Genomic DNA, 24,917 nt, shown 5'->3' on the forward strand with positions numbered 1-24,917 from the left:
GATAAATAAGGGGAAACGATAGCGACGGGAAGGAGCTCACCCAACAATTGGGCCGACGCATGAGGAACTTTATCGTTATGGCTCCCTTTATGAAGTATATTCATGCTGGCAATGGACAACGCTTAGGTTAAATATTATCTTATGCGGGAGGTCATCGCTTCTTGAAATTTGAACTAGGACGTTGCTTACTGAGTGAACGATTGATGGAATCCGGAAAGTCAGCAGAATGGCTGGCAAAAGACTTGCTTTTTAAACCGGAACGAGTTTACGACTTTATTGAAAACAAGAGAGTGATGCCACTCAAAATTGCCATATCAATCGCCGATTCCATCGGTTGTGATGTTCGTACATTGTATGAATTAATTCCGAATGATAATGAAGTAAAGGGAAATTAATGGAATAAGTGGCAGGTTCCATTAAGACAACAAATGTGATCCATTAAACTATAACGGCAAACGCTAAATTAATAAAAAAAAAGGAGCTGATCAACGTGATCGGCTCCTTTTTTAACGGGCAGAATTTCCTTAGAAAGTGAGTGAATAAATTCCATTATTATAATCAGAACCTTTTTTTCATTATCGAGAACACGAATTACGCACACCTTCTTATATTTTTTTGCAAATCAATTTTCGAATGATTCAGACCTAGTCATATAAGACAGTTGACAGTTTGTCATGCGGTATATGTGACAGGCCCAAGTACGATGTCATCAAAGCTTGGCAGTTTTATCACTGTTCGATTTAACAATATCTGAGGTAAGGTGAGGGGGTAAAGCAGAACAACATTCTAAAATAATGAAGCGATTGCGTTATGAAATCTTCACCATTCGAAAAGGAGTGAAATATGGCAGATTTTCAATACCATTCCGACCTATTTGCCACTCTGATACTTACCTCATCAAAGTTTAAGTGTTTCTTATTGGCTTACTATTTTGGGTCGCACTTATATATGAAAACTTGAGCGAGCAGCGATTTGGATCAAATTGTGTGACGGACCCCCAACCCGATACAAAAATTAACTTTTTTTTAAGAATTTCTTTACGTTTAATTAAGACTTGTTTTCCATACTTAATCATATACAGTAGGCAACGGATGTATCCGGCCCTGCCAGTACTTCAGCCCGTATGTTCTCTTGGTTAAATCCTCTATCATAAAGTTAACAGAGATAAGGAATTCACATAGAAATATTATTTCAGTTTGACAATTTCAATGGAATTTTTCGATTAAAATAAAAATGAGGGATGGTTGGATCAATGTTGCTTCGTTTACGCAAATCTTCAATGCAGGCAGTCTGGATGGTGTGGGAAAGAGGGTTCGATTGGATTTCACGCTTTCGCGGATCGCATACATCGCACTTTGGAATTTGCAAAGTCATGATTAAGAAACACCGAGGGGAGAGCATCGTCTGTGCGGACTCCACCATCATCGATAAAGGCGATCTGGTCGGGGAACTCCATCTCAATAATGAAACGATTCTGATGCTGACCAAATCCGAAGACTCAGACCGCGCGGCGCTCATGACGGCCCGGCTTACACGGAAATCCATGCAGCAGATCAGCGAGGCATTCGCAAGTCAGCCGGAGTTCAGAGAGGTGAAGGCGTTAGTCGCCATTACGCTGCTTCATCGTGGTTTGATACATGGTCTTGGTTTCGAACAACAACCGATGAAATCCGATCTGTTCCAATGCATTACAACGGCTTATCTACGATTGTTGTTATCCGTCATGCACCCTGAAGGCAATAAGCGGATTGGCCGCAAGACTGAACAATTGATACCGATGATGCTGATTCACTCCCGCAGCTCGCTGAGGAACCGATTTATGACGATGAAGAGACAGTCCGTTTCAAAGGAGTTATGTCTACCCAAATCAAGATCCAATTAATTAAAAACAAAAGAAACTAGGAGCGTGGTGGGTAAGTTCCTGGAGGGCGGTATGGAGTTGAAACACAGCGACTGGAAACCCATACCACCCAGAGGTAACCTATTTTTCATCATGCTCTGTAACAAAGGCGGGAAGGCATTCATGGATGAAATTATGGAATTTTTACAGAACTTCGGAGCGACGGGACTTTTTATTCACGCTATGCTCGATGCGATTATCTTCCCTATCCCGGCGTTCTTCCTGCAGCTTTCTTTAAGCGCGATGCAACCGGAGTCGGCTTTATGGCTCGCTACGGTTGGCTTTGCCGGAAGCCTGCTTGGAACACCGATCGGTTATGGGATTGGCAAGCTGTCGGGAAAGCATGTTTTAGGCAGTGTAATGAAGAAAAAATGGCTGGATTCGGCAAGCGACTTATTTGCCCGCCATGGCGAGGCCGCAATCCTGATCGGATCGTTCACTCCGATCCCGTTTAAAATATTTACTATTTTATCCGGATGCATGAATTATACGTTATGGAAGCTGCTCAGCTATGCGGCCATTGGCCGGGCGGTGAAGTTTTATGTAGTCGGTTTTCTCTTCTATATATATGGCCGCGCGGCAGAGAATATGGTGAACCAAGTTCTCACGATTATGCTGGTGGGCGTTGGTATAGCGATTGCGGCAATATGGTTCTTAATACGGAAGCTGTCTGAGCGGAGGAAGATAAGGGGTGAACATCAATCTATGAAAAAAAAAGGGAATGGAGGCGGAAAGAAGGATGCAGTGGATAAGGCGAATTGATCAAACGATGTTCTTCTGGTGCAACCATCGGCTGAGTAGTCGGGTCTTGGACCGATTGTTCGGATGGATTACCCATTTGGGCGGAGCTTTATTTACCATCATTTGCGCAGTGTCCTTGGCATGGTTCGCCGAGGGGGAGTTCAGCAGAATCGGGCTGCAAAGCTTGATCGCACTGGCCGTTAGCCATATCGTTGCTGTTCTGATCAAGAGAAAGGTGCGCAGAGACCGGCCTTTCCGCAAGCTGGAGCAGGTAAAGGTAGGCAAATTCCCGTTGAAAGATTATTCCTTCCCATCCGGCCATACAACCGCTATTTTCGCCTTGGTTACACCTTTTATGTTGGCCTCATCGCCGGCAATTATGCTTGTCTTGATTGGTCTGGCCTTGTTGGTGGCCATATCCCGGGTTTATTGGGGCTATCACTATCCAATCGATTGTGTGGCTGGTGGGATGGTCGGATTCCTAACGGCGGTGCTGGTTATTTTGTTCATACATAGTTAAATTTCACGAAGGAGGCGATTGTTGATGAATAACATAAAACGGGAAAAGCTTCTGATTTTGTCCGGCGCGCTCGGGGATGGACATATGCAGGCGGCCAAGGCGATTTTGGAGGCATCGGTGTTGTACAAACAGGGAGTAGAGGTGGTCGACTTTATGCAATGGATCCATCCCCGCATGCATGTGGTTGAACGGTATTGCTTCCTGCAATGGGTGAAGCATTTTCCCTCCTCATACGGATATATGTATCAGAAGACCCGGACGGACAGTACACTTACTTTCTTCCTGAAGCATTTTCTCACAACCAGCCTACAGCGGCTGCTCAAACTTCTGAATGAGGAACAGCCGACGTTGATTGTCAGTACGTTCCCGCTGGCATCAGCCGCCATTTCCTTGCTTAAGGAAAAAGGGATGACGGATCTGCCTGCGGCAACAGTCATTACAGACCATTCCGATCACAGTTATTGGATACATCCGTTTACGGATCTTTATCTGGTCGGCTCCGAAGGTGTGCGTGCAGCTCTGCAGAGAAAAGGCGTTGCTGACCACAAAATTGCTGTAACGGGCATCCCTGTTCGCCCATCCTACAGTCAGACCGACAATAAAGACCGGCTGCGCGAGAAGCTGGCCTTGCCTCTTGACGCCTTTGTCGTGCTGGTGATGGGGGGCGGTTGCGGGATTATCGATAAATCCTTCATAGAGCAAATGCAATCTGACTCTTTTCCCCCTAACGTGCAATTTGTGATCGTATGCGGACGCAATGTGAAGCTGCTGAACCGTCTGCATGAAGCGTTGGGAGACAGGGATAACGTCATGCTGACAGGCTTCCTGGAGGGAATCCATGAATGGATGGCGTCCGCAGACGTATTGATTACCAAGCCGGGCGGACTGACGACCTCCGAAGCGCTGGCGCTTCAGCTTCCCATGCTGCTGTTGGAGCCACAAATGGGGCAGGAAAAGGATAATGCCAGTTATTTGATTCAAGCGGGAGTAGCGTATCTATGTCAGATTGACAGTTTGCAGGATCAGCTTCAGCGGCTGGTTCAACAGCCTTCCCTAATGGAAGAAATGAGGGAGAATGCAGGGCTGTGCAGACAGCAGGATTCCGCCAGACATGCGGTCTTGCAAATTCTGAACATGCAGAGCGATACCCAGGAAGAAAAATGGGTTTGCTCCTTGCAGCAATATGCTTAAACTTATTTTTCACTAAGGGGGATAAAGACGTTGCTTGTTAAATATTTGTTGATTGGGCTCATAGGCTTCATCAGTCTGTATATGCTAATTCCCAGTTTTCTGCCAAGAATAGTCAGATTGGGAGCCTTTCGTAAGGGAACGACCAAGAACCAGGTAGCGTTCACATTCGACGATGGGCCGCATCCGAGGTATACACCGGAATTATTGGATTTATTGCAGGATTATCAAGTGAAGGCCACATTCTTCGTGCTTGGCTCGCAGGCGGAACTGCACCCGGATCTAATCAGAAGAATGGATCGTGAAGGTCATCAGATTGGAATCCACAATTACGCTCACACCTCCAATTGGCTGATGCTTCCCTGGACGGTGCGGCGTGATCATATGAAACGGACCGCAGATATTATTGAATCCATAATTGGAAAAAGGCCGAATCACTATCGTCCGCCATGGGGGCTCATGAACGCTTTCGATTTCTTTCATCCCAAATCGTACCGCATCGTACTCTGGTCCTTGAAGGCGGGGGATTGGCGCAGCAGGAGCTGCCGCAAGAAGCTGAAGGCAACGCTGCTGAACGGAATTACGGACGGATCTGTTATTTTACTGCATGACAGCGGAGATACGCCGGGAGCGGACCGTCACGCGCCATATTTTATGCTTCAGGCTCTGGAGGAAGTACTACATCAATTACAGGGACGCAACTTGCAATTCGTTCGTCTGGATGAAATGGCTTGACAAGTGAATGAGGTGACAATAGTGAGACAGGAACCACAAATTTTAATTTTAACGGCCGATTACGGAGAAGGTCATCATCAGGTGTCCAAGGTGTTGCAGCAAAGCTTAATTCGCAATGGTTATAGCGAGGTGGCGGTTGTCGACTTGTTCCGGGAAGCTTATCCTGTGCTGAACAAAATAATCCGCTTTCTATACCGGCAAAGCTCGCATGCAGCCAGTTTAGGCATTCCCTATTACGGATGGATCTACCATCTGACCAACCGGCTTCCCATGAAGGGAAAGATTGCGGCCTGGATGAACAGTCTTGGCGGCGACAGGCTTAAGAAAATCATCCTCCAGTACCAGCCGGAGGTCATCATTTATACATTCCCATTCGGCAGCTTGCCAAGCAGCGAGGCATTATCTGCGATCCGTCCCCGGACTGCTGTTGTCATAACGGACTTTGACGTTCACCGAAGATGGCTGTTCGCCAAGCCGGATCACTATTTTGTCCCTGCCAGCGACGTCAAAGAGGCCATGGTCAGGCAGGGCGTCCCCGAGAGTCGTATTACCGTGACCGGAATTCCGGTCAGGGAGTCATTTTATGATGCGGCAATGATCGGTTCCAGCTCCGTTAAAGAGGCAGATGAGCATGTGATTCTGCTTATGGCCAACGTCTGCGGCACATTACAATCGCTATCGAGGCTCATCGGGAAGCTGCTACTCTTGTCAGGCGTCCGCATTCAAGTGATTTGTGGCCGGCAGAAAAGATGGAGACGGAGACTTGCGGAGAGCTGGGTGGATGATGCAAGAGTGGATATATTCGGCTTCACCTATCAATTGCATGTTTTGATGAGCAGTGCCTGCTGCGTCATCACGAAAGCGGGAGGCGTTACACTATCCGAGGCGATTCAGGCCGGGGTTCCGATTTTCATCCTAAATCCGTTTCTGGGGCAGGAGAAGGAAAATGCCTTGTATTTGCAGCGCAAAGGAGCGGCAGCCGTGGCCTTTACGATTCATGATCTGGTGTTGCAGATACGAGCGATGATCTCCTCTGAGCCGATCAAGCAGTCAATGATGAACGGGCTGCTCGCAGCAAGGCAGAAAACGTCTGCGGACCATATTGTTCGGCATTTGTTTCCTGAGGCAAGCCCCTTAAGAAGGGGTGGAATATGATGAGCGGGAGGAGCGCGTTCAAGCTTTCTACTCTGATGCTGTTCACAGTGCTTTTTTGCACAGAGTTTGTCCGAAGCGCTTTCTTGTTCTCGTTCCTGCCGAACTTTGCCGTCAACGAATCGGGGCAAACCGTTGCTTTGGTCGGTCTTGCCGTCTCGCTTCATTATACAGCCGATACGCTGATTAAATGTGTGGCTGGATATTTGCTGGACAGGTTTTCGCTGCGCTGGCTGCTGCCCGCCACTTTCGTCCTGATGCTGTCCGGACTAGCCGCTGTGTTCGTTAGTCCATATGCCTGGGGGCTCGTTGCCGGTTCCGTGATGCTTGGGATGGGGGCGTCGCCTATATGGCTCATTTGTCTGGAGAAAATCCGGCTGACGGAGCGGGCAGCCCAGATTGGGGCGATATACACCGTGTGGCTGGCCTGCATCGGTCTGGGGCCGATCACAATCAATCTCACCTTCGATTATGGCTTCGTACCTGCCTTCCGGCTGATGGCTGCGCTGCTCGCCGTCGGCTGCATTGCATCGTTCGGGATTAACAGAACAACCCCCTTGCACCTCCAGAACGTCAGCTTTGCCGAACAAGCGACAAGACTGCGAAGAAGACTCGTTCAGCTGAAATGGCTACTGCCAGGCATGGTTCTGCAGATGACCGCCGCGGGACTGCTGCTGCCGATACTGCCCGGTTTTGCCGCTGACCATCTCGGTCTGAGCCAGCCGCAATATTCGATAATGCTTATATTCGGCGGGGCCGGTGCGATGCTGTTTCTGGTCCCGATGGGGAAGCTGGCCGATCGATGGGGGCACAAGCAAATGCTGTTCGCCGGTTTCGTATCGCTTACGGTCATATTGGCTCTGTTAATCGTATCCATGCCGCCGCCTGCATTAACGATGCTGTTTGCCTTTATGCTGGGATTGTCTTACTCAGCCGTGCTTCCGGCCTGGAATGCGGTGCTGTCGTACCTTGTTCCGGAGGATCAGAAGGGGACCGGGTGGGGAGTACTCTCAGGGATTGAAGGGCTCGGTATTATGATTGGTCCGGTCATCGGGGGATGGATAGCCAGCCAGTATACGAATGAAGCTGCCATTAGCATCAGCGCTGCTTTACTGGCTGTTCTTGCACTTTTTTATTTAATTTTGCCGCAAAACAAGCTTGTCTCGGCTCGCGGGACATTGCAGCACAAGAGGGAGAATGCTCATGGACCTGATCGGGTTAGTTGAACAATTGTTTCACGAATATGGATACCTGGTCTTGCTCATCGGCTTGCAGCTAACTTCATCGCGCTCTCCATTCCGCCGAGCAACAACACCTTGGCCTATATCGGTTTCTTAGCCTCTAAAGATGTGCTTCATGGGCTGCTGGCTTTTCTCAAGCAGGACTCCTACGATTGCAATCAAAAAAGAAAGTACACTAGTTTATCCTTACTAACTAAATTGTATGAGCTCTATCAAATAACATAGTTAGAACAACAACTCATTCTGGGCATGTTTCTTTGCCTATCGGTAAAGGTTCTTGTCCTAACACCTTTTGTACTAGAGATCCTTATCTTAACAAGCACGTCATATAAGACAGTTGACAGTTTGTCATGCGGTATATGTGACAGGTCCAAGTACGATGTCATCAAAAGCTTGGCGGTTTTATCACTGTTCGATTTAACAATATCGGAGGTAAGGTGAGGGGAAAGCAGAACAACATTCTAAAATAATAGGAGCGATTGCGTTATGAAACCATTCACCATTCGAAAAGGAGTAGCACTTCTGACGGGCAATCATTCTGGGGACATACCGGCGGTACTTTCGGATTTGAATCAAGAGCCTTCGGATCTTTAGGCGGGCAGCATATTTTGGTAACGTGCATCAACTCGGTAGCCCCGGAAGTGGAGCCGGCTCACAATAAAATAATCGATAAGGAGTTTGGCCGTTAAGTTTAAAGCCGACATCACGCCCTTTATTTGAGGGCGAATGTCGGTTTCTGCTATAATTAACCGTCGTTTTATGCAATCGAGGCACATATGTAAGCATTCAGAAGAAAACGACTTCAAATAGATAAGATGTACTAGGGACATAACGACGGCGTATTTTATATTCGGTCGGTGAGCTCTACTATCAAAATTCTGTAACTTGACTTTTAAAAACCACAAATATAATAACTGAAATATTACATTTGTAATACATGTGGAAATGAGAAGAGAGGAGGACATCGGGTATAACCTGCTGGCAGGGGTTCAAACAGACGATATATTTTTAGGGAAAGAAGGCTAAAATCTTGAAAAAATACGTATTAAATACAAATAGAATAGCTTTATTTGCGATGACACTCTTTCTTGTGCTGCTCGTTGGCTGTACAAAACAGGGGGCTTCAACTCCGCCGACTGAAAAGGAGCCGCCAAACTCAAACGCAGCGAATGTGGTTTTTAAACAGCTTGAAATCAAGTTTGACGCACGGCTGGGCGTATATGTTATTGATACGGGAACAGGGAAAGAGGTTGCCTATCGGGCCGATGAACGTTTTGCCTATGCATCCACTTACAAGGCACTGGCAGCAGGCGCGGTCCTGCAGCAGAAGTCTAACGATGAACTGGGCAAAGTCATTAAGTTTGCCAAGGATGATCTGGTCACGTATTCACCGATTACGGAACAGCATGTGGATACCGGGATGAATCTCAAGGAAATCAGTGATGCGGCTATTCGTTATAGCGACAATACGGCAGGAAATTTGCTGCTAAAGGCGCTCGGCGGGCCCGAAGGGTTCGAAAAAGCGATGAGAGACAACGGTGACAATGTGGTTATGGCCAACCGTTATGAGACAGAGTTGAACGAAGCGATTCCTGGGGACCACCGTGATACGAGTACGCCCAACGCCCTTGCCAACAGCTTAAAAGTGCTGACGATTGACGATTCCATGCCTAATGACAAACAAGAACTGCTTATCGGCTGGTTAAAGGAAAATACTACCGGCGACGAACTAATTCGGGCGGCTGTGCCAGAGGGCTGGGTAGTTGGTGACAAGACAGGCGCAGGAAGCTATGGCACACGCAACGATGTTGCCATCGTATGGCCTCCGGACAGGGAGCCGATCATTATTGCTGTAATGTCCAGCCGTGATACCAAAGATGCAGAGTATAACAATGCCCTAATCGCTGAGGCAGCCAAGGCGGCATTTAAGGCTCTGGAGTAAGCGTAGCAGAGCTGCTGGGTAAGTCGATAGGGCTATTTAAAGCAAGCACAAAAGGTCGAGACAAGGGGAAACATGCTCCTGTTCTCGACCTGTTTGCCAAACAGGGAATCGTAAGAATTCCTCTGGATTAGAGTATTCCCCTATGACCATATAAGTACGTGTTCCAAAAGTACCCCCTAATTAGTGCGAGTTCAAAAAAGCTTATAGAATCTCTACAAACTCATTTCAGTGTAGAACCCCAGTCATACGGATCACTGTGGTCAGTGTAAATACCCTTCACCACACGATAGGCAAGCTTGGGTTTGCGATATTCGTTAACCAGCCCCTTGTTATTGAAGGAGCGTGCCCGGTCTCTGAAGTGCGGTTGATGGCTTAGATAGATTGTTAAGTGCTGGTGCCAACATATATGCGCTGCAGGACCTACACTCAAAGCTATATATATTCGATGGGACTTCGGTTATTACCAGATCTGCTAACTTTACGTTTAATGGTTTCTATAAGAACTATGAATTTGGTATGTTAATAGAGAATGAACCGGTTTTTGCTAATGAATGTTCCGATTACTTCATTGGAATCCTTGAATCAAGGTGTTTGATGAAGAACTGGTTCTGATTGCGGAACCCGGCTTGCATCAGATGCCCGAAGTATTAGGTAAACCGATGTTGTTCTTTGAGATCGAGTGTACACACAGAATTCAAGCTGAAGCTTTTCTACATAGCCGTGGTGTCCATACGCTCAATGTAATGGAATTTGGTACACTGAACACGATCCTAAGTGGTGTATCTGCCGGAATAGGGGTATCTTTACTCCCGCGATCTTCGGCTGTTCAAGCCGAATTAAGAGGAGAGGTTTTAGTGATATCTTTGCCAGAGCCATACTGCAGGTTGGAAGTGGGACTTGTACATGCCCAAAGTGAACATCTATCGGCCGCATTACGTCGCTTGCTGGAGATGATGACAACCAGGGGCTAAAAAATTCTATTTCATAAAACTCTATCGGGGTTGTATTGTTATTAACAGTGAGGGACGAACTCGAATTCGTTAGATCGAGGGCCTAATCAATAATATTTTACATCGGTACAATGATGGCAGGCTTTATCTCACCTATAAAAGGAGGATGTTTCATGGAATCAGCGGCATTAGAACCAATTCGGGCTCTTTTGAATCAGGCATATCAGACCGTAATGGGGAAGAGCTGTACGCGGGAATCGGAGCAGGCGATCGTTGATTTTGAGAAAAAGCACAACGTTATTCTTCCCGAGTCGTACCGGGACCTTTTGCTGTACTACGGTGCCTGCCACTTCGGTGATCCTGCGCTCTATTCCGTACAGGAATTGGACTGGGCATACCCTGCATTTTTGGAAGCGTATCATGAGTATAAGAAAGAGTACGACCTGCCTGAAGACCTGAATCCGTTCCCGATTGGCGGTTTTGGAGAAGGAAGCATTGCTGTTCTGGAACGGAATTCGGGTAAAGTTCTGATGCTTATCCACGACTATGCAGGAGATTATCCATTTCAGGAGGTAGCGCCTCACTTTAACGGATTGATGGAGATGCTGGCCGGTTCTGCGATCTGGGTTCAGGAACAGATGAAATAGTCAGACTAGGTGACAGATTGCTCTTGAATGTATTTGCGATATAGGGCAGGCGTGATCTCTTCGAATTTTTTGAAAATTTTGATAAAGTACCCTGATTCGTTAAAACCCAGTTCATCACTGATCTGTGAGATCGGTATGTCGGTAACCTCCAGCAATTGCTTGGCCCACTTGATTTTGAGCTTGGCCAGATAGGTTGTGAAATTCTCCCCGGTTTCCTTGGCAGATAGTCTGCTGAAATAGCTTGGACTAAGGTGGCATAGATCTGCCATGTGTTTCAATGTCACCTGCTCACTCTTGTGACTGTGAATATATTCGAAAGCAGGCTGTAACGCAGGGCTGGTACATGCATTATCGCTTGGGCAGTTTTTGAGATAGGCATGCGCAATCGCATTGGTCATTTCCTTTTTGATGGATTCAATATTGCGAATGGAGTACCCAGGCAAAATCTTGGATAGATTAACGGATTCCTGGGAGCCGGAAGCCTTCTCGAACATCTCCACCAGCAAGTTTTTATTGAGAGCTTCCTCTACAATATAGTTGCACAGCAGGGACAGCATGTTGGAGATTTTTACAATCTCTTCATAGGTCATGACAGGCAGCTGTTCATAATCGTCCTGCAGCTTCGCTTCATGCATGGGCACATGTAAGTTGAAATTTGATATAAGAGTATTTAAAGCAGACATTTAGTTTGTTATGTGTTGAAAAAAAAATGTCCTGTTGAAAGGACGGTTTAAGCCTTTATTATTTTCATTTTCAGGAATCTAACCAACAAATTTATGAGGATAGGCAAGGACAATATGACCATTGCAATAATTTATCCCCCCAATTCGGAATGGAGCCTGAAAACAGAGTGTAGGCCATCATTCCGAACAAGGCTAAACGTGTTAAAAGGCCAATCAGATTTTTCATGGGATACAGAAAGCTGGCGATCAGCACTATTATAATAAATTCTTGCGTTAAGATAATTCTGACGAAGTATGCTAGTATCGATTTGGAAATTTTTTACACGTACCTGCCTGGATTTCTCGGATACCTTATAGTAAGCTGTTTACATAACCAGTCAGCAGAAAAAAATATGAGTCAAACTCAATACTGATTTGGTATGTTATCAACTTTTTCAGCCTCCTTATAAGCTTCTTTCAAATAATGGTGCTGTTTTCCCTTCGGTAATTTTTTCTTCAGGAATGCGAAAACCATTGTTGGCTAGGACATCCAGGGTCATCTGGATGTCCTTCTTTGTTGCCTCAGCTTGCTCATTATTTAGAATAGTCGATAATTTACCGTTTGATTCGAAAATAGCCAAATCTACATCTTTTATATTACCGACTTTGTTTTGTCGTAGGCTAACTTCCACCTCACCAGTGGTTAACTTGGCCTTTTTAATCTCCTTCAGCATCATTTCACCGTCTTTAATAACTACGGAAGGGACGGCGATCATAAGACCCTAAATTTCGGTATGTATTGCATCATTTTCGTTATGATTATAACTACAATAATGAGCAGAGTGCCTCCATAAATTGCCTCCCACTCATTTTTCATACCAAGGGGTTGGATAAGTACCGTACCTATGGCTATTCTTATGACGGCTTCGGCCACTGTCATTTCTGCGAGCGATCTTTTTCCAGCAAGACGAAACAGCATAATTCCAACCACTACAATCAACAATGCTTTTAATGGATAAGGTAAGGATGGCAACTTACTTAGCCAGTGTCTCAAAGAAGGTATATTGTACACCCAGTCTTTAAACATCTCATGCTCACTCCCATAATTTTTTTTCTATCATTACCTTAATCTATGAAAAATATGTACACCGACATTAATACAAGCATTTATGCAGAAGTATTTCCTCTTAAAGCCCACCTTGTAAGCCGCCTTTATTTAAAGCGACTGCCAGAGAGCCGTGTTACCGCTGTTCTGTGAAAATAAAGTGTTAGACTGAAAAATAAAGTTGTAGACTGGCAGCCGGCATTAGCCAACGGGCAGGATAATGCAACCATTAGATGAACTTATGGTTCTCATATGATACAATCGAGCGGAGATTCACTTCGCAGACAACTGGTGGCACTTCGCGCCGAATGGAACTTGGTACTAAAAGGAGGGGCAGGACACATGCGAGAAGAACAGGAAATATTCGCGGACGAAGGATATAACAGGTCGTACGCAATTGCTACGGGTTTGCCGATTTTGGATATTAGGGGTAGCATACCGCGTGAAAGTAACGGCCAACTACCGTTTCCGTGGGTGACAACGGGCATCAGGATTGATAAAGAACAGATGTTGGAAACCGTTATGAAGCAGAAGACACTCGAGTATTTGTTTAAGATGCAATTCAGTAAGGAGGAAATGACCGACCGCAATTTGGTTGTAGGCTGTTATGAATACAGAAATCCGAATGACAAGGAACAAATAACGCTATATGCGCTGGTTTCGTTGAAGGAATTTCTCGCGAGATACGGCGATGAACGGGCATTAGAGATTATGATGCGAGTTGGCTGCTCATACGAGAAGATTATGGAGGAATGCGATGAAGCCATTGAAGAACACTATGCAGTGTTGCGCCGGGCACTTCATTTGAAGAATTTGAGGGACAAATATGACGTCGTTTACGAATGGGTTGAAGAGGAAGGGCAAAAGACGTACATAATCAGATACACCAAATCGAGTTATACGAAGATTAAAGCTGAATCATTCGTAGAGTTAACCAAACTCTATGATGAGCAACGGAAGAAGGATGCAAAGAAGACGTTCTCGACTCTGGAGCCGTTAGAAGCATTCATGCAAGCATAAGAAAACCGCCCGTTTACAGAGCGGTTTTTCAACATTTCATCGAACGAAGATTCGAGGAATATCAGAGGATTCTCGGCAAGTCGTATCGGAAAGTGCTGACCCGTGCGCCAGATATGGTCGAATTAACAGAGAACGTTAGTTCAATAAACCAGCGGCAGTCTAAGACTTTATTTTCAGGTCCTTGACTGCCGCTGATTTTATATATTTGGGTCGTCCTATCGGTTTATGTTATAGACGCCCGACATCAACTCAAGCTGTCCAATGCTTCCTTGATGGCTGGGCTTAACGTATAAGTGTTGATGATCGTCTGGAGGGACTCGGCGCGCGTCGCACCCGCAAACGGGTCGAAGCGCTGTTTCGTCTTCCCAGTGAAGATGCCCAGTGCCGCAGCCTTCTTAATCGCCTCCGCGCCGTACGCGCCGTCCAAATCGCTAAACGCTACATCAGATGTATCGCGGTTCAAAATATATGCATTCAGTACTCGAGTGATCATGAGGGCCATCTCTTGGCGCGTTATCAACTTCTCCGGACGGATCGTGCCGTCCTCGTATCCCGTCATAACGCCGACCGCTACAAGCTGCTTTAAGTTATCGGAAGACCAATGCCCCTCGATATCGCTGAAGGCCGCGAAATCTTCCTCATTGATCTCAACTTTTCTACTAGCCATATCCACGAAGCCCCTGTCGATCATCGCCGCGAATTCGGCCCGCGTAATGACCGCATCGGGCTCGAAGCCACCGGTAGGGTACCCGTGGATGACGCCGAGCTTAGTCAGCTTCTCGACGTTCGGGATAGACCAGTGATCCCCGAGATCGTTGTATTGAATCGACGCGAATTGTCCGCCGTTTTCTAAGATTTCTGCCGTTCTCGCTTGAACGCCGGCAATGACGTTGCTGTCCGCACGAACGACTTGGCTTCTGAAAATATCGTTCGGGTCTTGGGGGATTTCCCCGTTTCCTTCCGGCTTCTGCGCATCCGGCTGTTCCGGCGTCGTTGGCTGCGCCGTCGGGGTCGTTCCCGTCGTCGGGTCGCTTCCACCGCCACTTCCGCCGCTGCTTTTGCCGTCGCTTCCGCCGCTGCTTCCGCCGGACCCGTTATCGGAGTTGCCGGAATCGTCGGCGTTTACCGTCTGATGGAGCGTGGCGGAGGTGCTGCCTTCGAACTGAACGTCTCCGCTGTACGTCACAGTAATGGGATGCACGCCTACCATGAACTGCGTCGTCGAGTAGGTTGCCGCGCCTACCGTCATCGGTACGGCATCCAACACCGTGTCGCCATCCTTGAAGGTCAAGGTACCTGTCGGCGTACCGGAGGGTCCCGTTACCGTCGCGTGAATCGTGACGGACTGACCTACCGTAGACGGATTTCGCGTACTCGTCACGGTCGTGGTCGTGGACTTCTTCGGCACTGCGTCGGTCACGACTTGACCAAGCGGAGCGGAGGCGCTTGTCCCAAACGCTCCATCGCCGCTGTATACCGCAGTAATTTGATGCGTCCCGATGCTTAAATCCGACACGGAATAAGTCGCCTGTCCTACCGTGAGCGGAGCGCTGCCCAGTACCGATTCGCCGTTCTTGAACGTAACCGTCCCCGTCGGCGCGGCCGTCACCGGGGAATTCGACGGCTTCGACACGGTTGCCGTAAAGACGACTTCTTGTTCGACCGAAGCTGGATTCGCGCTGCTTGCTAACGCCGTAGAGGTAGTAGCCTTACTTACGGAATATACCAAGCCACCTCCGCTGACAAGCACCATCTGCCCCGGCAGGTCGATATTAATGGCGTTAATCCCTATTCTTCCGAAGCCGTGATTGAATTCCGACCAATTCCGAGCATCGGTTGAGTAAAGGATTTTTCCGTATTCATTGGAGATGACGTAATACCCGCGTGCATAAGTAACGCTGTAAATATCCGGGTCATCATATTTGAAGCCATACGCTTGCCAAGTTTCCCCGCCGTCTTCGGAGATCGTGATCGTATTGTACATGCCCACGGCCATGATAGGGCTTCCGTCGGCCGGGACCGTGACGTCCACCAAGTGCTGACTCGACCCGGATTCTCTTTGGGTCCACGTGACGCCGTCCGTCGAGGTCGCGATCAGACCGTACTCCCCGACGGCGACCATCGTGGTTCCGTTCGTTCTGATTTTATTGAACCGCTTGTTCTCCAGCGCAGGACCTTGCACCGCGATGTGTTCCCAGGATTCGCCGTCGTCGTTCAGCTTGAAGATTCTGCCGAGCTGCGGCATCGTGGCCGTCTCGTAGCCTGCCGCATAAAAAGACCCCTTGAAGTAGGCCACGCTTGGCATGGACGGCTTAAATCCCGGGTAGTAGATGGTTTTTTCGAACGATTCCAATGCCCGTGTGGTCGTATCCCAGCGAATATATCCGCCAGAACCGACGACGGTGAGGAAATTCCCGTTGCCGTCGCCGGCCGTGTCCATCTGGGCGTTATTGCCGTACAGCTTCTTCCAGCTCGACCCACCGTCGTCGGAGTACGCACGGTTGTTCTTTCCAGTGAGGTAGAAGATCCCATCCTCATAGCTGATGGTCCCAAACCCTTCGGGACCGAGTCGTTCATGCTTCGTGAGCACGATCCCCTCCATCGGGTTCGGGCTTGCGTCCGCGCTTGCCGGGAGTCCTGGGACTAGTGTAGTGAAGGTTACTGCCGCCGCGATAAGCGCGGCGAATCGTCTCGTGCGTGTTCGAAGCATCATGATGTCTTCCCCCTGAGGTTCGGTAATGAAGTGGTTAAAATACTCAGGATGTAGAATACTACACCGGCGGTTGCAGGGCAATAAAAATTTAATCACGCTAACTTTCAAACTTTCCTTTTTATCGGATGTCGCTGTCGTACCGGATAAGCATTGTAAATTCCGCTGCACGCTTAAAAATGCAAAATGGCTTCTACCATAAAGGAAGTGGTCGGTACAAAACTAAACGATATTTTCGGGAAATAAAATTAAGCGTTAAGCCCGGTGCAATATTGCCGGTTTTTTACACAGGACTACTCCGCAAATCTTCAAGCGTAATCATTAATTAGGGCTTTGTTAATGCTGTTGATTCCTGGCAGATGGGATGGAAGGATTTAGCATCATACCGGGAGTGGGCCAAAAACCCTGCTCTTGCCCATCTGAAAGAAGAAGACATTCCACCGGTTTCCGATGTTCAAAATATTTCGCAAAGTAGAGCGTTCGTGGATAAATCGTGCACCCGATGTGGGAAGAGACTGAGCCAATGATTGTATTAGATCGTCTGGTATAAAACTGTTTAACAAATAGGTCACTTGGGCTCAGAGTGACCTATTTGTGTTTTCAAAAAGTGGAAAAGTGGTATTCTGGGCAACAAAAATCGCATTCATTATCCTTGGCGTTTTTGTCTATAGAGTTGTGCATTTGAATATAGAGAAGATAAGAAAAGCGACTACCAGATTGTATTCACTAGTCCCTAATTGGTAAACCATATCAAGAGATAGGTGTGGAAAACCATGAAGGAAAAAGCTGCAGCCTCACCAAGTAAAAATAGCGGAGACAATATTATTTCTCAAAGATCGGGCGGAAGCGCAACAGTAAGAGAAGTGTTTAGTGTCCCTAAAGGCGGGGGTCATGTTAAACTTTGTTTGAAGAATCATTCTGATCATCCAGTAAAGGTAAGTTTAACTCACATTGATTCAAACAAATTATATATCGAAAGTTTAGTAATCGCTCCTCACGATACAGTGACTTGGAATTCTAACGACCAAGGTTTCAGCGATGGTTTGCGTTCTGGAGACTACATACTTCATTGGAGAGGCGGTGATTATAAAGTTGACGGGGAAACATGGGGAGTTGCTGGCTCAAAGCCTGAAACGTCTAAATGATATGAACTTTAAAAATTCATCACCGCAGAGACATTTGTTCAACAAACATCGTTCGGTTTGAACCGGTAATATACCAAGGGGAGTCTCAGCCTGGTCATGCCGGCTTAACCGCAGGCAGTTCTTTACTTTCTTTCCCTTTGCCCGCCTTCAACGGATAACTGACATACATGTGAGTTTGATCAACAGTTCAAAAACAAAAAAAAGGCGGTACTCTGAATTTTTTCCATTCAAAGCTTCCACTAATTCTAAAGAAATATCATATTCCAAGGATGTTAATCATCACTTGCAATACCTGTGACGATTACTAAACTATTCTCAAAAAATCCACATGATCAAATCCAAAATTAAAGTATCCTACCCCATTAAGCCGCGGGAACAATAGGCTAATCGTCATGTTGCTATTGATGTTACCCTTCATTTTGTCTAAAGCGCGACTGCCAACCCGTTAAGAACTAGCTCGGTGATTTCATTAATTGGCCACGGAATGACTCCATCAATCTCCACATTAGGTTCACTGAACTCCACGTCAGGTTGTATCACCAACTCCTCTAATGCCCCTCCAAATTGATTAATCTTAACTCTCAGGCTCTCCTGGAATTGTTCTAAACAGTTCCCTTGTACAACCAAATGCCTCGTGCGTGCATTTTCTCTGTTGATGTTGTTGCTGTCCTGAACCATAATACGTGGCCAGTGCATTCTTCTGATCATCATTGATGTAGGGAAGGTTATCCTTTACAGGGGATATACTGCTGTATCGCTGATAGTAAATATCAACTAAAAACTTATATAAATCCTCACCAGTCTTTGGCTTCTTAGAAAGAGTTTTATTGTTCTTCTCAAATATTCTATAATCTAAGCCAGATTTTGGATTAGTGCATTCTTCGAAGAAACAGGAGTGTGAATGTTCAGAATTTGTTCAGTCATACCATGCTAAAATCTTCGTATCAAAATAACAGCCAAAACCTACATAAGGAGAGAGAGTGATTGTGAACAGGGAAGCAGCATTGTTTCATATAAATATTTATTAAATGTATGTCGATACTGCAATGCATATAGTAACATCCTAATTTTGGTATAACAGAGAAATGTTATTTGATTATAGGGCAGCGGCGATAAAATAAAGAGAGTCTGAAAAGCGGGTACCCGTTCTTTCAATGAACGGTTATTTTTCATGCTTAAATTTAAATTTTCACGTGAGAGAAAATAGAGTCGCTGTACTTAGTACTATATGAGATGAGGTGGAATTAGCCTAAACCATTCAGATGATTTTATTTGTCGCACAAGAAGGAGGAACTTTTATTGTTACCATTAATTAAGAAATTTCGCTTAAACCAAAATCTTACTTCTTATTTAAAATTAATCCTAGTGGTCATTATTCTTGCCGTAGCTATTGTTTCCGTTCCCCTTCACGGGCACATGCGTTTTCCGGAACGGGAAACGGTACGGAACAGGACCCTTATATCATCACGACGGCAGCGATGCTGGATGACATCAGGACTAATCCGAGCGCTTATTACAAATTGGGTGCTAATATCCAACTAACGGATTATACTTGGAACTCGATTGCCAATTTCGCGGGTGCGTTCGATGGGAACGGATACACGATTTCTGGCTTGACGATTAATCAGCCCTTGTCAATGGATGTCGGTTTTTTTGGCAATTTAACGGCTACAGGTGTTGTTCGTAACGTCCGGTTAATGGATGTTAACATAATCGGAAATAGGAACGTAGGAAGTGTTACCGGTACAAGTTTCGGTCAAATCAGTAATGTATTTGCATCCGGCAGTGTAGAAGCGCTCGGAGAGGGCGCCTATGATTATGCGGGTGGTCTGGTCGGTGTTAACAACGCATCGATTACTCAGTCTATATCGGCTGTCAACGTGAGGGGAACCAAATCTGCTGGATACGTTGGAGGAATTGCAGGCTATAATGTGCGGGGCACCGTCAGCCAAAGTTATGCAACTGGCCAAGTGGATGGACTATCCCGCGTTGGTGGTTTAGTCGGATACAATCCTATCGGAATCGTGAGCAATTCTTATTCAACGGGTTCAGTCACAACGACCGTCAACCGAGCTGGAGGACTTGTTGAACAAAATGCTGGTCAGGACCATCATAATCCCGTCCTAATCGGGCGATAAGCCGTCATATGACAGTAAAAACGCATCATGGTGACATAATGGCATCTTGGCAGTATGACAATTACTTTGCAATACTCGGGGAGACAAATCGCTTCGCAACGAATGTCAAACAATAACCCTGGGGAGGAAAAAAATGAACAAGAAATTATTAACGAGGCTGGCACTTACTACAATATGTAGTATAAGTTTGGCCGGTTGTTCCACAGAAGAAATCCCATCAACACCATCCAGTTCGGGCAATACGCCTGCATCTAAACTTGAAACTGCCATGAAGGACAACCAGACTCCATTACAGTGGCTGGAGAAGAATGCAAGCAAATTAACAACAACAGAGCCTCGTGCTTCTTTGGAAGATTTACAACCACTTAAAGAGATGATAGGGTCTGCTTCTATTGTTGGTTTAGGCGAAGCTTCTCATGGCATGCATGAAGTATTCACGATGAAACACCGTATCGTACAGTATATGGTTACGGAATTGGGGTTTACAAACCTCGTCTTAGAGGAGGACTGGGGGAAAGGATTGATGCTTGATCAATATGTTCTTACAGGTAAAGGGCATCCAGACAAAATTCTTAGCCCCGTGTTTAACAATAAAGAAATGACGCAAATGTTGGAATGGATTCGTGACTACAATGCCAATCCCAAACATCCCAACAAAATACGTGTAATCGGGATGGATCAAAAAAAATTAGATGAACCTGTGTTTAACAAAATTTCGGACTATATCCAACAATATCATCCGGATTTGGTTTCTCAATTAAATGACAAAATGAAAGAGCTTATTTCCGCAGCAAAAGATGAAGAAAGTTTTGAGAAACTGCCGAAAGATGAGAAAGAAAAGCATCTTTCCAATGCCCGGTCTATTATTGAGCTGCTAGAAAAAAATAAAGCTAATGCCGGCAAGCAAAAAGAAGCTTACGCATGGGCATTGCATAGCTCCCGTATTATCGAGCAATTTATTCATATGCTTTCAGCTGAACAACAGCCGGAGTTCTTCTTAAGACATGATATTGCAATGTATGAAAATGCGAAGTGGACACAAGAACAATGGGGGAAAACCATTGTATGGGGTCATAACGGACATATATCCAAAACCAATACTCTTCCATTCGTATATCCGGAGATGTCAGGACAACATTTGGCTAAACATTACGGCGACAAATACGTATCCATCGGGACTTCAATCCATTCAGGTTCATATAACGTTGTTAATGAAAGCGGCAAATTCGGTCCTTACGGAACGGTTAGAATCGATGACCCTAATAGCATTAACTATACCGTCGGACAAGTCAAACATGATCAATTTTTTGTAGACTTGCGCAAAGCAAGCGGTTCGGTGAAAACTTGGTTAGATGAAACCCGTCCTACATTTGCCGGAATAACAAAATTGGGACCTGAAGTACCTTTGTTTGTAGACGCTGCATTCGGCAAGACATTTGACATCCTTTTCTATATCAAAAAGGTCACTCCATCACAAATGAATGAATAATACGAATCCTTAATCAAAAGGAGAAACGAAATGAACAAAATTTCTATGCTCACTGTATCGGCAATGATTACCGCGGCTCTATTACTGCCATTACAAGGAACTGGTTTTGCAAAGCAGGCGGATCCCCTCGTTACTACTTACAGTCAAAATTCACAGACCAAAGCCAAGCAACTTATCGATGAAGCTGCTAACCATCAAAATATACCGGGCATAATTGTAGCTTCCTCAAACAAAGGATCAAAATGGGCATATGCTTCCGGTGAAGCAAGCATTTACGGTACCGACCCGGTTAAGACGAACTTTACTTTCCGGATCGGTAGTCTAACAAAGACGTTTACTGCAATGGTCGTTCTTCAGCTTGTTGATGAACAAAAACTGAGCCTGGATGACACGATAGAAAAATGGCTGCCTGATGTTGTTAAGGGTACAGAATATGAAGGGGAACATATCACGATTCGGCAACTATTAAACCAAACAAGCGGTATTCCTGACTATTCAGAACACAAGGATATTCTCGATAAATTACTCCCAAACCCGTTACATTCCTTTACTGCAGACGAATTAGTTCGTACCGGACTGAGCATGAAGGCAACCTCTAAGCCTGGAGAGAAATGGGTTTATTCCAATACGAATACGGTACTAGCAGGGATGATTATTAAGAAGGCTACTGGAGAAACATACGGGGAACATATTAGGAAACGTTTTATAGCTCCCCTTAATCTGACGAACACTTATGTACCCGACGACTACTCGTTTATTCCAGGTGAACATGCACGAGGATACTTCGTACTCGACGGTCAATTCATAGACAGAACTGAAATGAATCCCTCTTGGGCAGATGCTGCGGGATCTATGATCTCCACAGCGGATGATATGAATACATTCTTCAAAGCTATACTTAGTGGCAAGCTATTAAAACCAGCTACTTTAGATCAGATGTTAACTGGGGTTGAAACTCCAGCAGGTGAATACGGCTTGGGGATCCTTGGAACAAAGCTGACGAATGGTATTATGATTTGGGGGCATGGCGGCAACTTTCCAGGATTCGCAACGTTCGCAGGTGGAACTCGCGGCGGGGATTATGTACAAACCCTTAATATCAATGCGATGCCTTCTGAAATTAATACGTTGCCTCTTTCCAAAAGCATTGCCGAGCAACTCATTGGCTCTTCATCACATTAAGAACACCAGCAAGCTGGCACCGGAAATTTCCTATTCCGGTGCCAGCTTGCTGCCATCTCGGCCCCGACCGTTTCCTCTGCCCGCGACGGAATGTCCGAGATAAACAGTCTCAATTTACGTTATAACTCACACCTGCGCGAACGCATGGGACATTTTCCTGATCGGATTACCGATGGATACGGGTGCAATCTTGGGCCAGCCCAAACATCCAAACATATGCGAAGTTTAGTTACACCCCATATGCTCTCATTTGTAAACCGCCGACATGTAACTGCCCAGAAGATCGATGCAGCCATACGTGACATTCTGAATCAATACAATACACTAAGCCTGCCTAAACTATGGGGAGACGGGAAGACAGCTGCTGCAGACGGAACGATGTTCGATTTGTACGAAGAAAATTTGTTATCTGAATATCATATTCGTTATGGTGGGTATGGCGGAATTGCTTATCATCATATTTCAGATACCTACATTGCTTTATTTAGTCACTTCATTCCCTGCGGAGTATGGGAAGCTGTCTACATAATAGATGGTCTACTAAAGAACAAATCAGACATCCAACCTGATACGTTGCACGCTGATACCCAAGGACAATCTACTCCTGTTTTCGCATTAGCGTACCTGTTAGGGATCAACCTAATGCCTAGAATTCGAAATTGGAAAGATCTCATATTTTTCAGGCCAAGTGAAGACACAGTATACGAACACATAGATCCACTATTATACCTGCCCTTTTAAACGATGTAACCGGACAGCCATATAACAAAGTCATGATCTTCAAACAATCTGACCTGCCTATTAAGTTACTGCACGATATTTATTCTGTTGAGCCTTACACGGCATCTAACGGTGTTCCTTATCTCCAAATGAGAGTAAAAACGAATTCTACAGCAGGTAGCATCTTCTATCTGACCAAAAACAAGGATACCCGTCTTCGTGCTCCATTGAGAGAAATGACAAAAGACAATGGGGATGGCACAAAGATGATTTATTACCCAATTTATTCGTCTGCTGACGAGCTCTATTTAGGCGATAAAAATTACAAATCCTTCAAGCTACAAGATATTTGAATATATTGCATTTGGATTAGCTTCACGCGAGTATATCCCAATGATGGTCAACCCGTGGAAAGGTAATTAAGCTTATAAACTCGTATCTACCTATGCCGATAGCAGTCAATTGGAGGAAATCGAACGAGGAGATTTGTCTATTCTGAATGCAAGGTATGGAATCGATTTTGATAATCATGCGGAGCATTGGTGTTTCCGTGCTGGATCTGCGTCTGAAGTAGAAAAGGACGACCAATATGAGAACGTAGATTTGTGCGTCAATCAAACGAAAGATCTTACTCAGTTCCTAAGGGTTATGCTTATTGATGCACGTAATGCCGTGAGCAATTAGGATTATCCTCGTCCAAGGACTTATTAGCTCGATTGAAACAATTACCGAATGGTGAACAAAAAGCCAAAGAGACAAAACAAATGATCGACCAGATCCGGAATTTCATCGGTTATCGTGAATATCCGAAATACGACATTGTCAGTCGCTACTTCATCTATAAACAGGCTTTATTAAAGGAAGCGGAACGACTCGTACAGGCTAACGTTCTTCATAAAAAAGAAGATATTTACTATCTTGCTTTTGAAGAATTGCAGGAAACCATACGCACAAATAAACTGGATTACCAGATCATCGACAAACGAAAAGATGAGTACAGATTATATGAAAAACTAACTCCACCACGTGTTATCACGTCTGACGGCGAAATCATTACGGGTCAGTACAAACGAGAAAATATTCCCAGTGAAGCTATTGTAGGCCTTGCTGTTTCTTCAGGCGTTGTAGAGGGGCGGGCTCGTGTGATCCTGAATATAGAAGGGGCTGAACTGGAAGATGGCGATATACTAGTCACCACTTTTACCGACCCGAGCTGGACTCCATTGTTTTTATCCATAAAAGGCTTGATTACAGAGGTGGGCGGACTAATGACCCATGGAGCCGTTATTGCACGTGAATATGGCTTGCAGCCGTTGTGGGAGTGGAAAATGCGACCAAATCGATAAAAGATGGGCAAAGAATTCGCGTGCATGGAACTGAAGGATATATCGAAATTCTGTAATGGATAAATGAGGAAGTTTAATTAAATGCAACTACTTACCACTTAAACGGAAAGATGTACAATCTCGAAAAGTGGAAGCTTTTTCTGGCGAATCTCGACATGGGTGTGCCGAATCAGTTGAAGGTGACCTGATCTTCTATGAACTGGTCTATGATGAGGATGAGGTTTTCGTATACGTATGACAACTTGAGGGACGGATTTTACAGTTATTGTTATATATAAGACGACAAGTATATACAAGCTTAATAGTCGCGTTGCAGCGGCTTTTTGTTTTAACAATATCTGTTTTTGTCCAAACCAAAAGCCAAGAACAGATATCGTTAGCCGA

Annotated in this window: 22 protein-coding genes and 5 pseudogenes; 22 read left to right on the top strand and 5 right to left on the bottom strand. The window is 45.6% G+C overall.

Annotated features, from left to right (window positions below):
• The first annotated feature begins 161 nt into the window (after positions 1-161).
• The 13 genes and pseudogenes from C0638_RS20340 (at position 162) to C0638_RS20405 (ending at position 11,016) form a co-directional block, all read left to right on the top strand.
• Positions 162-395: a hypothetical protein gene (locus C0638_RS20340; RefSeq protein WP_040103688.1), complete on the top strand. Its 234-nt coding sequence runs from the start codon at positions 162-164 to the stop codon at positions 393-395.
• Positions 396-1,252: 857 nt separating this feature from the next.
• Entirely contained in the window at positions 1,253-1,882 is a 630-nt protein-coding gene (locus tag C0638_RS20345; protein ID WP_058712612.1) for a YkoP family protein, read from the top strand.
• Between the two features lie 141 nt (positions 1,883-2,023).
• Complete coding sequence (locus C0638_RS20350; RefSeq protein WP_439097959.1) at positions 2,024-2,662, top strand: YqaA family protein; 639 nt, start codon at positions 2,024-2,026, stop codon at positions 2,660-2,662.
• The gene (locus tag C0638_RS20355; RefSeq protein WP_014599784.1) at positions 2,640-3,161 is read left to right on the top strand and encodes a phosphatase PAP2 family protein; all 522 of its coding nucleotides are present in this window, start codon (positions 2,640-2,642) and stop codon (positions 3,159-3,161) included. The genes C0638_RS20350 and C0638_RS20355 overlap by 23 nt, the downstream gene beginning before the upstream one ends.
• A gap of 24 nt (positions 3,162-3,185) precedes the next feature.
• Entirely contained in the window at positions 3,186-4,352 is a 1,167-nt protein-coding gene (locus tag C0638_RS20360) for an MGDG synthase family glycosyltransferase (protein ID WP_025675936.1), read from the top strand.
• Between the two features lie 30 nt (positions 4,353-4,382).
• On the top strand, positions 4,383-5,084 hold the full coding sequence (locus C0638_RS20365) for a polysaccharide deacetylase family protein (protein WP_013371300.1): 702 nt from the start codon (positions 4,383-4,385) through the stop codon (positions 5,082-5,084).
• Positions 5,085-5,105: 21 nt separating this feature from the next.
• Positions 5,106-6,239: an MGDG synthase family glycosyltransferase gene (locus C0638_RS20370; protein WP_058712613.1), complete on the top strand. Its 1,134-nt coding sequence runs from the start codon at positions 5,106-5,108 to the stop codon at positions 6,237-6,239.
• Positions 6,240-6,274: 35 nt separating this feature from the next.
• Positions 6,275-7,462, top strand: a complete 1,188-nt coding sequence (locus C0638_RS20375) for an MFS transporter (protein ID WP_228392930.1) — start codon at positions 6,275-6,277, stop codon at positions 7,460-7,462.
• 533 nt (positions 7,463-7,995) lie between these two features.
• Positions 7,996-8,166, top strand: a pseudogene (locus tag C0638_RS26220) (serine hydrolase domain-containing protein); the annotation flags it as partial.
• A 386-nt stretch (positions 8,167-8,552) separates the two neighbouring features.
• Positions 8,553-9,419, top strand: coding sequence for a class A beta-lactamase (bla, locus tag C0638_RS20385; RefSeq protein WP_102163876.1), 867 nt, complete (start codon positions 8,553-8,555; stop codon positions 9,417-9,419).
• 381 nt (positions 9,420-9,800) lie between these two features.
• Entirely contained in the window at positions 9,801-10,031 is a 231-nt protein-coding gene (locus C0638_RS20395) for a phospholipase D-like domain-containing protein (protein WP_082689603.1), read from the top strand.
• Positions 10,007-10,390 carry a LysR substrate-binding domain-containing protein gene (locus C0638_RS20400; RefSeq protein WP_058710365.1) on the top strand — a complete coding sequence of 128 codons (384 nt, stop codon included), beginning with the start codon at positions 10,007-10,009 and terminating at the stop codon, positions 10,388-10,390. Before C0638_RS20395 ends, C0638_RS20400 begins: the two co-directional genes overlap by 25 nt.
• 152 nt (positions 10,391-10,542) lie before the next feature.
• On the top strand, positions 10,543-11,016 hold the full coding sequence (locus C0638_RS20405; protein WP_013371280.1) for an SMI1/KNR4 family protein: 474 nt from the start codon (positions 10,543-10,545) through the stop codon (positions 11,014-11,016).
• Between the two features lie 5 nt (positions 11,017-11,021).
• On the opposite strand, the pseudogene C0638_RS20410 reads toward C0638_RS20405, so the two are convergent.
• The 3 genes and pseudogenes from C0638_RS20410 to C0638_RS20420 all read right to left on the bottom strand — a co-directional run.
• Positions 11,022-11,639: pseudogene (locus C0638_RS20410) on the bottom strand (helix-turn-helix domain-containing protein); the annotation flags it as partial.
• Between the two features lie 503 nt (positions 11,640-12,142).
• A complete protein-coding gene (locus C0638_RS20415; RefSeq protein WP_233902235.1) occupies positions 12,143-12,415 on the bottom strand; it encodes a YetF domain-containing protein in 273 nt (90 codons plus the stop codon).
• A 35-nt stretch (positions 12,416-12,450) separates the two neighbouring features.
• On the bottom strand, positions 12,451-12,765 hold the full coding sequence (locus tag C0638_RS20420) for a DUF421 domain-containing protein (protein WP_058710363.1): 315 nt from the start codon (positions 12,763-12,765) through the stop codon (positions 12,451-12,453).
• Between the two features lie 360 nt (positions 12,766-13,125).
• On the opposite strand from C0638_RS20420, the gene C0638_RS20425 reads away from it, so the two are divergent.
• Positions 13,126-13,803, top strand: coding sequence for a hypothetical protein (locus C0638_RS20425; RefSeq protein ID WP_233902236.1), 678 nt, complete (start codon positions 13,126-13,128; stop codon positions 13,801-13,803).
• A gap of 244 nt (positions 13,804-14,047) precedes the next feature.
• Here C0638_RS20425 and C0638_RS20430 read toward each other — a convergent pair whose 3' ends face one another.
• Positions 14,048-16,516: an Ig-like domain repeat protein gene (locus C0638_RS20430; RefSeq protein WP_058710362.1), complete on the bottom strand. Its 2,469-nt coding sequence runs from the start codon at positions 16,514-16,516 to the stop codon at positions 14,048-14,050.
• A 770-nt stretch (positions 16,517-17,286) separates the two neighbouring features.
• Here C0638_RS20430 and C0638_RS25840 point away from each other — a divergent pair.
• Positions 17,287-17,658 (top strand): hypothetical protein, encoded by a 372-nt coding sequence (locus C0638_RS25840; RefSeq protein WP_043885963.1) that lies wholly within the window; start codon positions 17,287-17,289, stop codon positions 17,656-17,658.
• Positions 17,659-18,081: 423 nt separating this feature from the next.
• Here the strand turns inward: C0638_RS25840 and C0638_RS20440 are convergent, their stop codons facing one another.
• Complete coding sequence (locus C0638_RS20440) at positions 18,082-18,354, bottom strand: hypothetical protein (protein WP_013371268.1); 273 nt, start codon at positions 18,352-18,354, stop codon at positions 18,082-18,084.
• 782 nt (positions 18,355-19,136) lie between these two features.
• On the opposite strand from C0638_RS20440, the gene C0638_RS20445 reads away from it, so the two are divergent.
• From C0638_RS20445 to C0638_RS25850, 7 genes and pseudogenes are all read left to right on the top strand, one after another.
• On the top strand, positions 19,137-19,796 hold the full coding sequence (locus tag C0638_RS20445) for a GLUG motif-containing protein (RefSeq protein WP_233902237.1): 660 nt from the start codon (positions 19,137-19,139) through the stop codon (positions 19,794-19,796).
• Positions 19,797-19,929: 133 nt separating this feature from the next.
• Positions 19,930-21,285, top strand: a complete 1,356-nt coding sequence (locus C0638_RS20450; protein WP_013371266.1) for an erythromycin esterase family protein — start codon at positions 19,930-19,932, stop codon at positions 21,283-21,285.
• A gap of 30 nt (positions 21,286-21,315) precedes the next feature.
• Positions 21,316-22,467 (top strand): serine hydrolase domain-containing protein, encoded by a 1,152-nt coding sequence (locus tag C0638_RS20455; protein ID WP_013371265.1) that lies wholly within the window; start codon positions 21,316-21,318, stop codon positions 22,465-22,467.
• A gap of 177 nt (positions 22,468-22,644) precedes the next feature.
• Positions 22,645-23,190 (top strand): annotated as a pseudogene (locus tag C0638_RS20460) (Tn3 family transposase); the annotation flags it as partial.
• A pseudogene (locus tag C0638_RS25845) lies at positions 23,190-23,610 on the top strand (copper amine oxidase N-terminal domain-containing protein); the annotation flags it as partial. The pseudogenes C0638_RS20460 and C0638_RS25845, both read left to right, overlap by 1 nt.
• A gap of 63 nt (positions 23,611-23,673) precedes the next feature.
• On the top strand, positions 23,674-23,871 hold the full coding sequence (locus C0638_RS20470) for a hypothetical protein (RefSeq protein WP_025674524.1): 198 nt from the start codon (positions 23,674-23,676) through the stop codon (positions 23,869-23,871).
• 20 nt (positions 23,872-23,891) lie between these two features.
• Positions 23,892-24,589, top strand: a pseudogene (locus C0638_RS25850) (PEP-utilizing enzyme); the annotation flags it as partial.
• Between the last annotated feature and the right edge of the window lie 328 nt (positions 24,590-24,917).

Origin of the sequence: Paenibacillus sp. lzh-N1, from assembly GCF_002872435.1 — a bacterium.
Taxonomy (GTDB): Bacteria; Bacillota; Bacilli; order Paenibacillales; family Paenibacillaceae; genus Paenibacillus; species Paenibacillus polymyxa_C.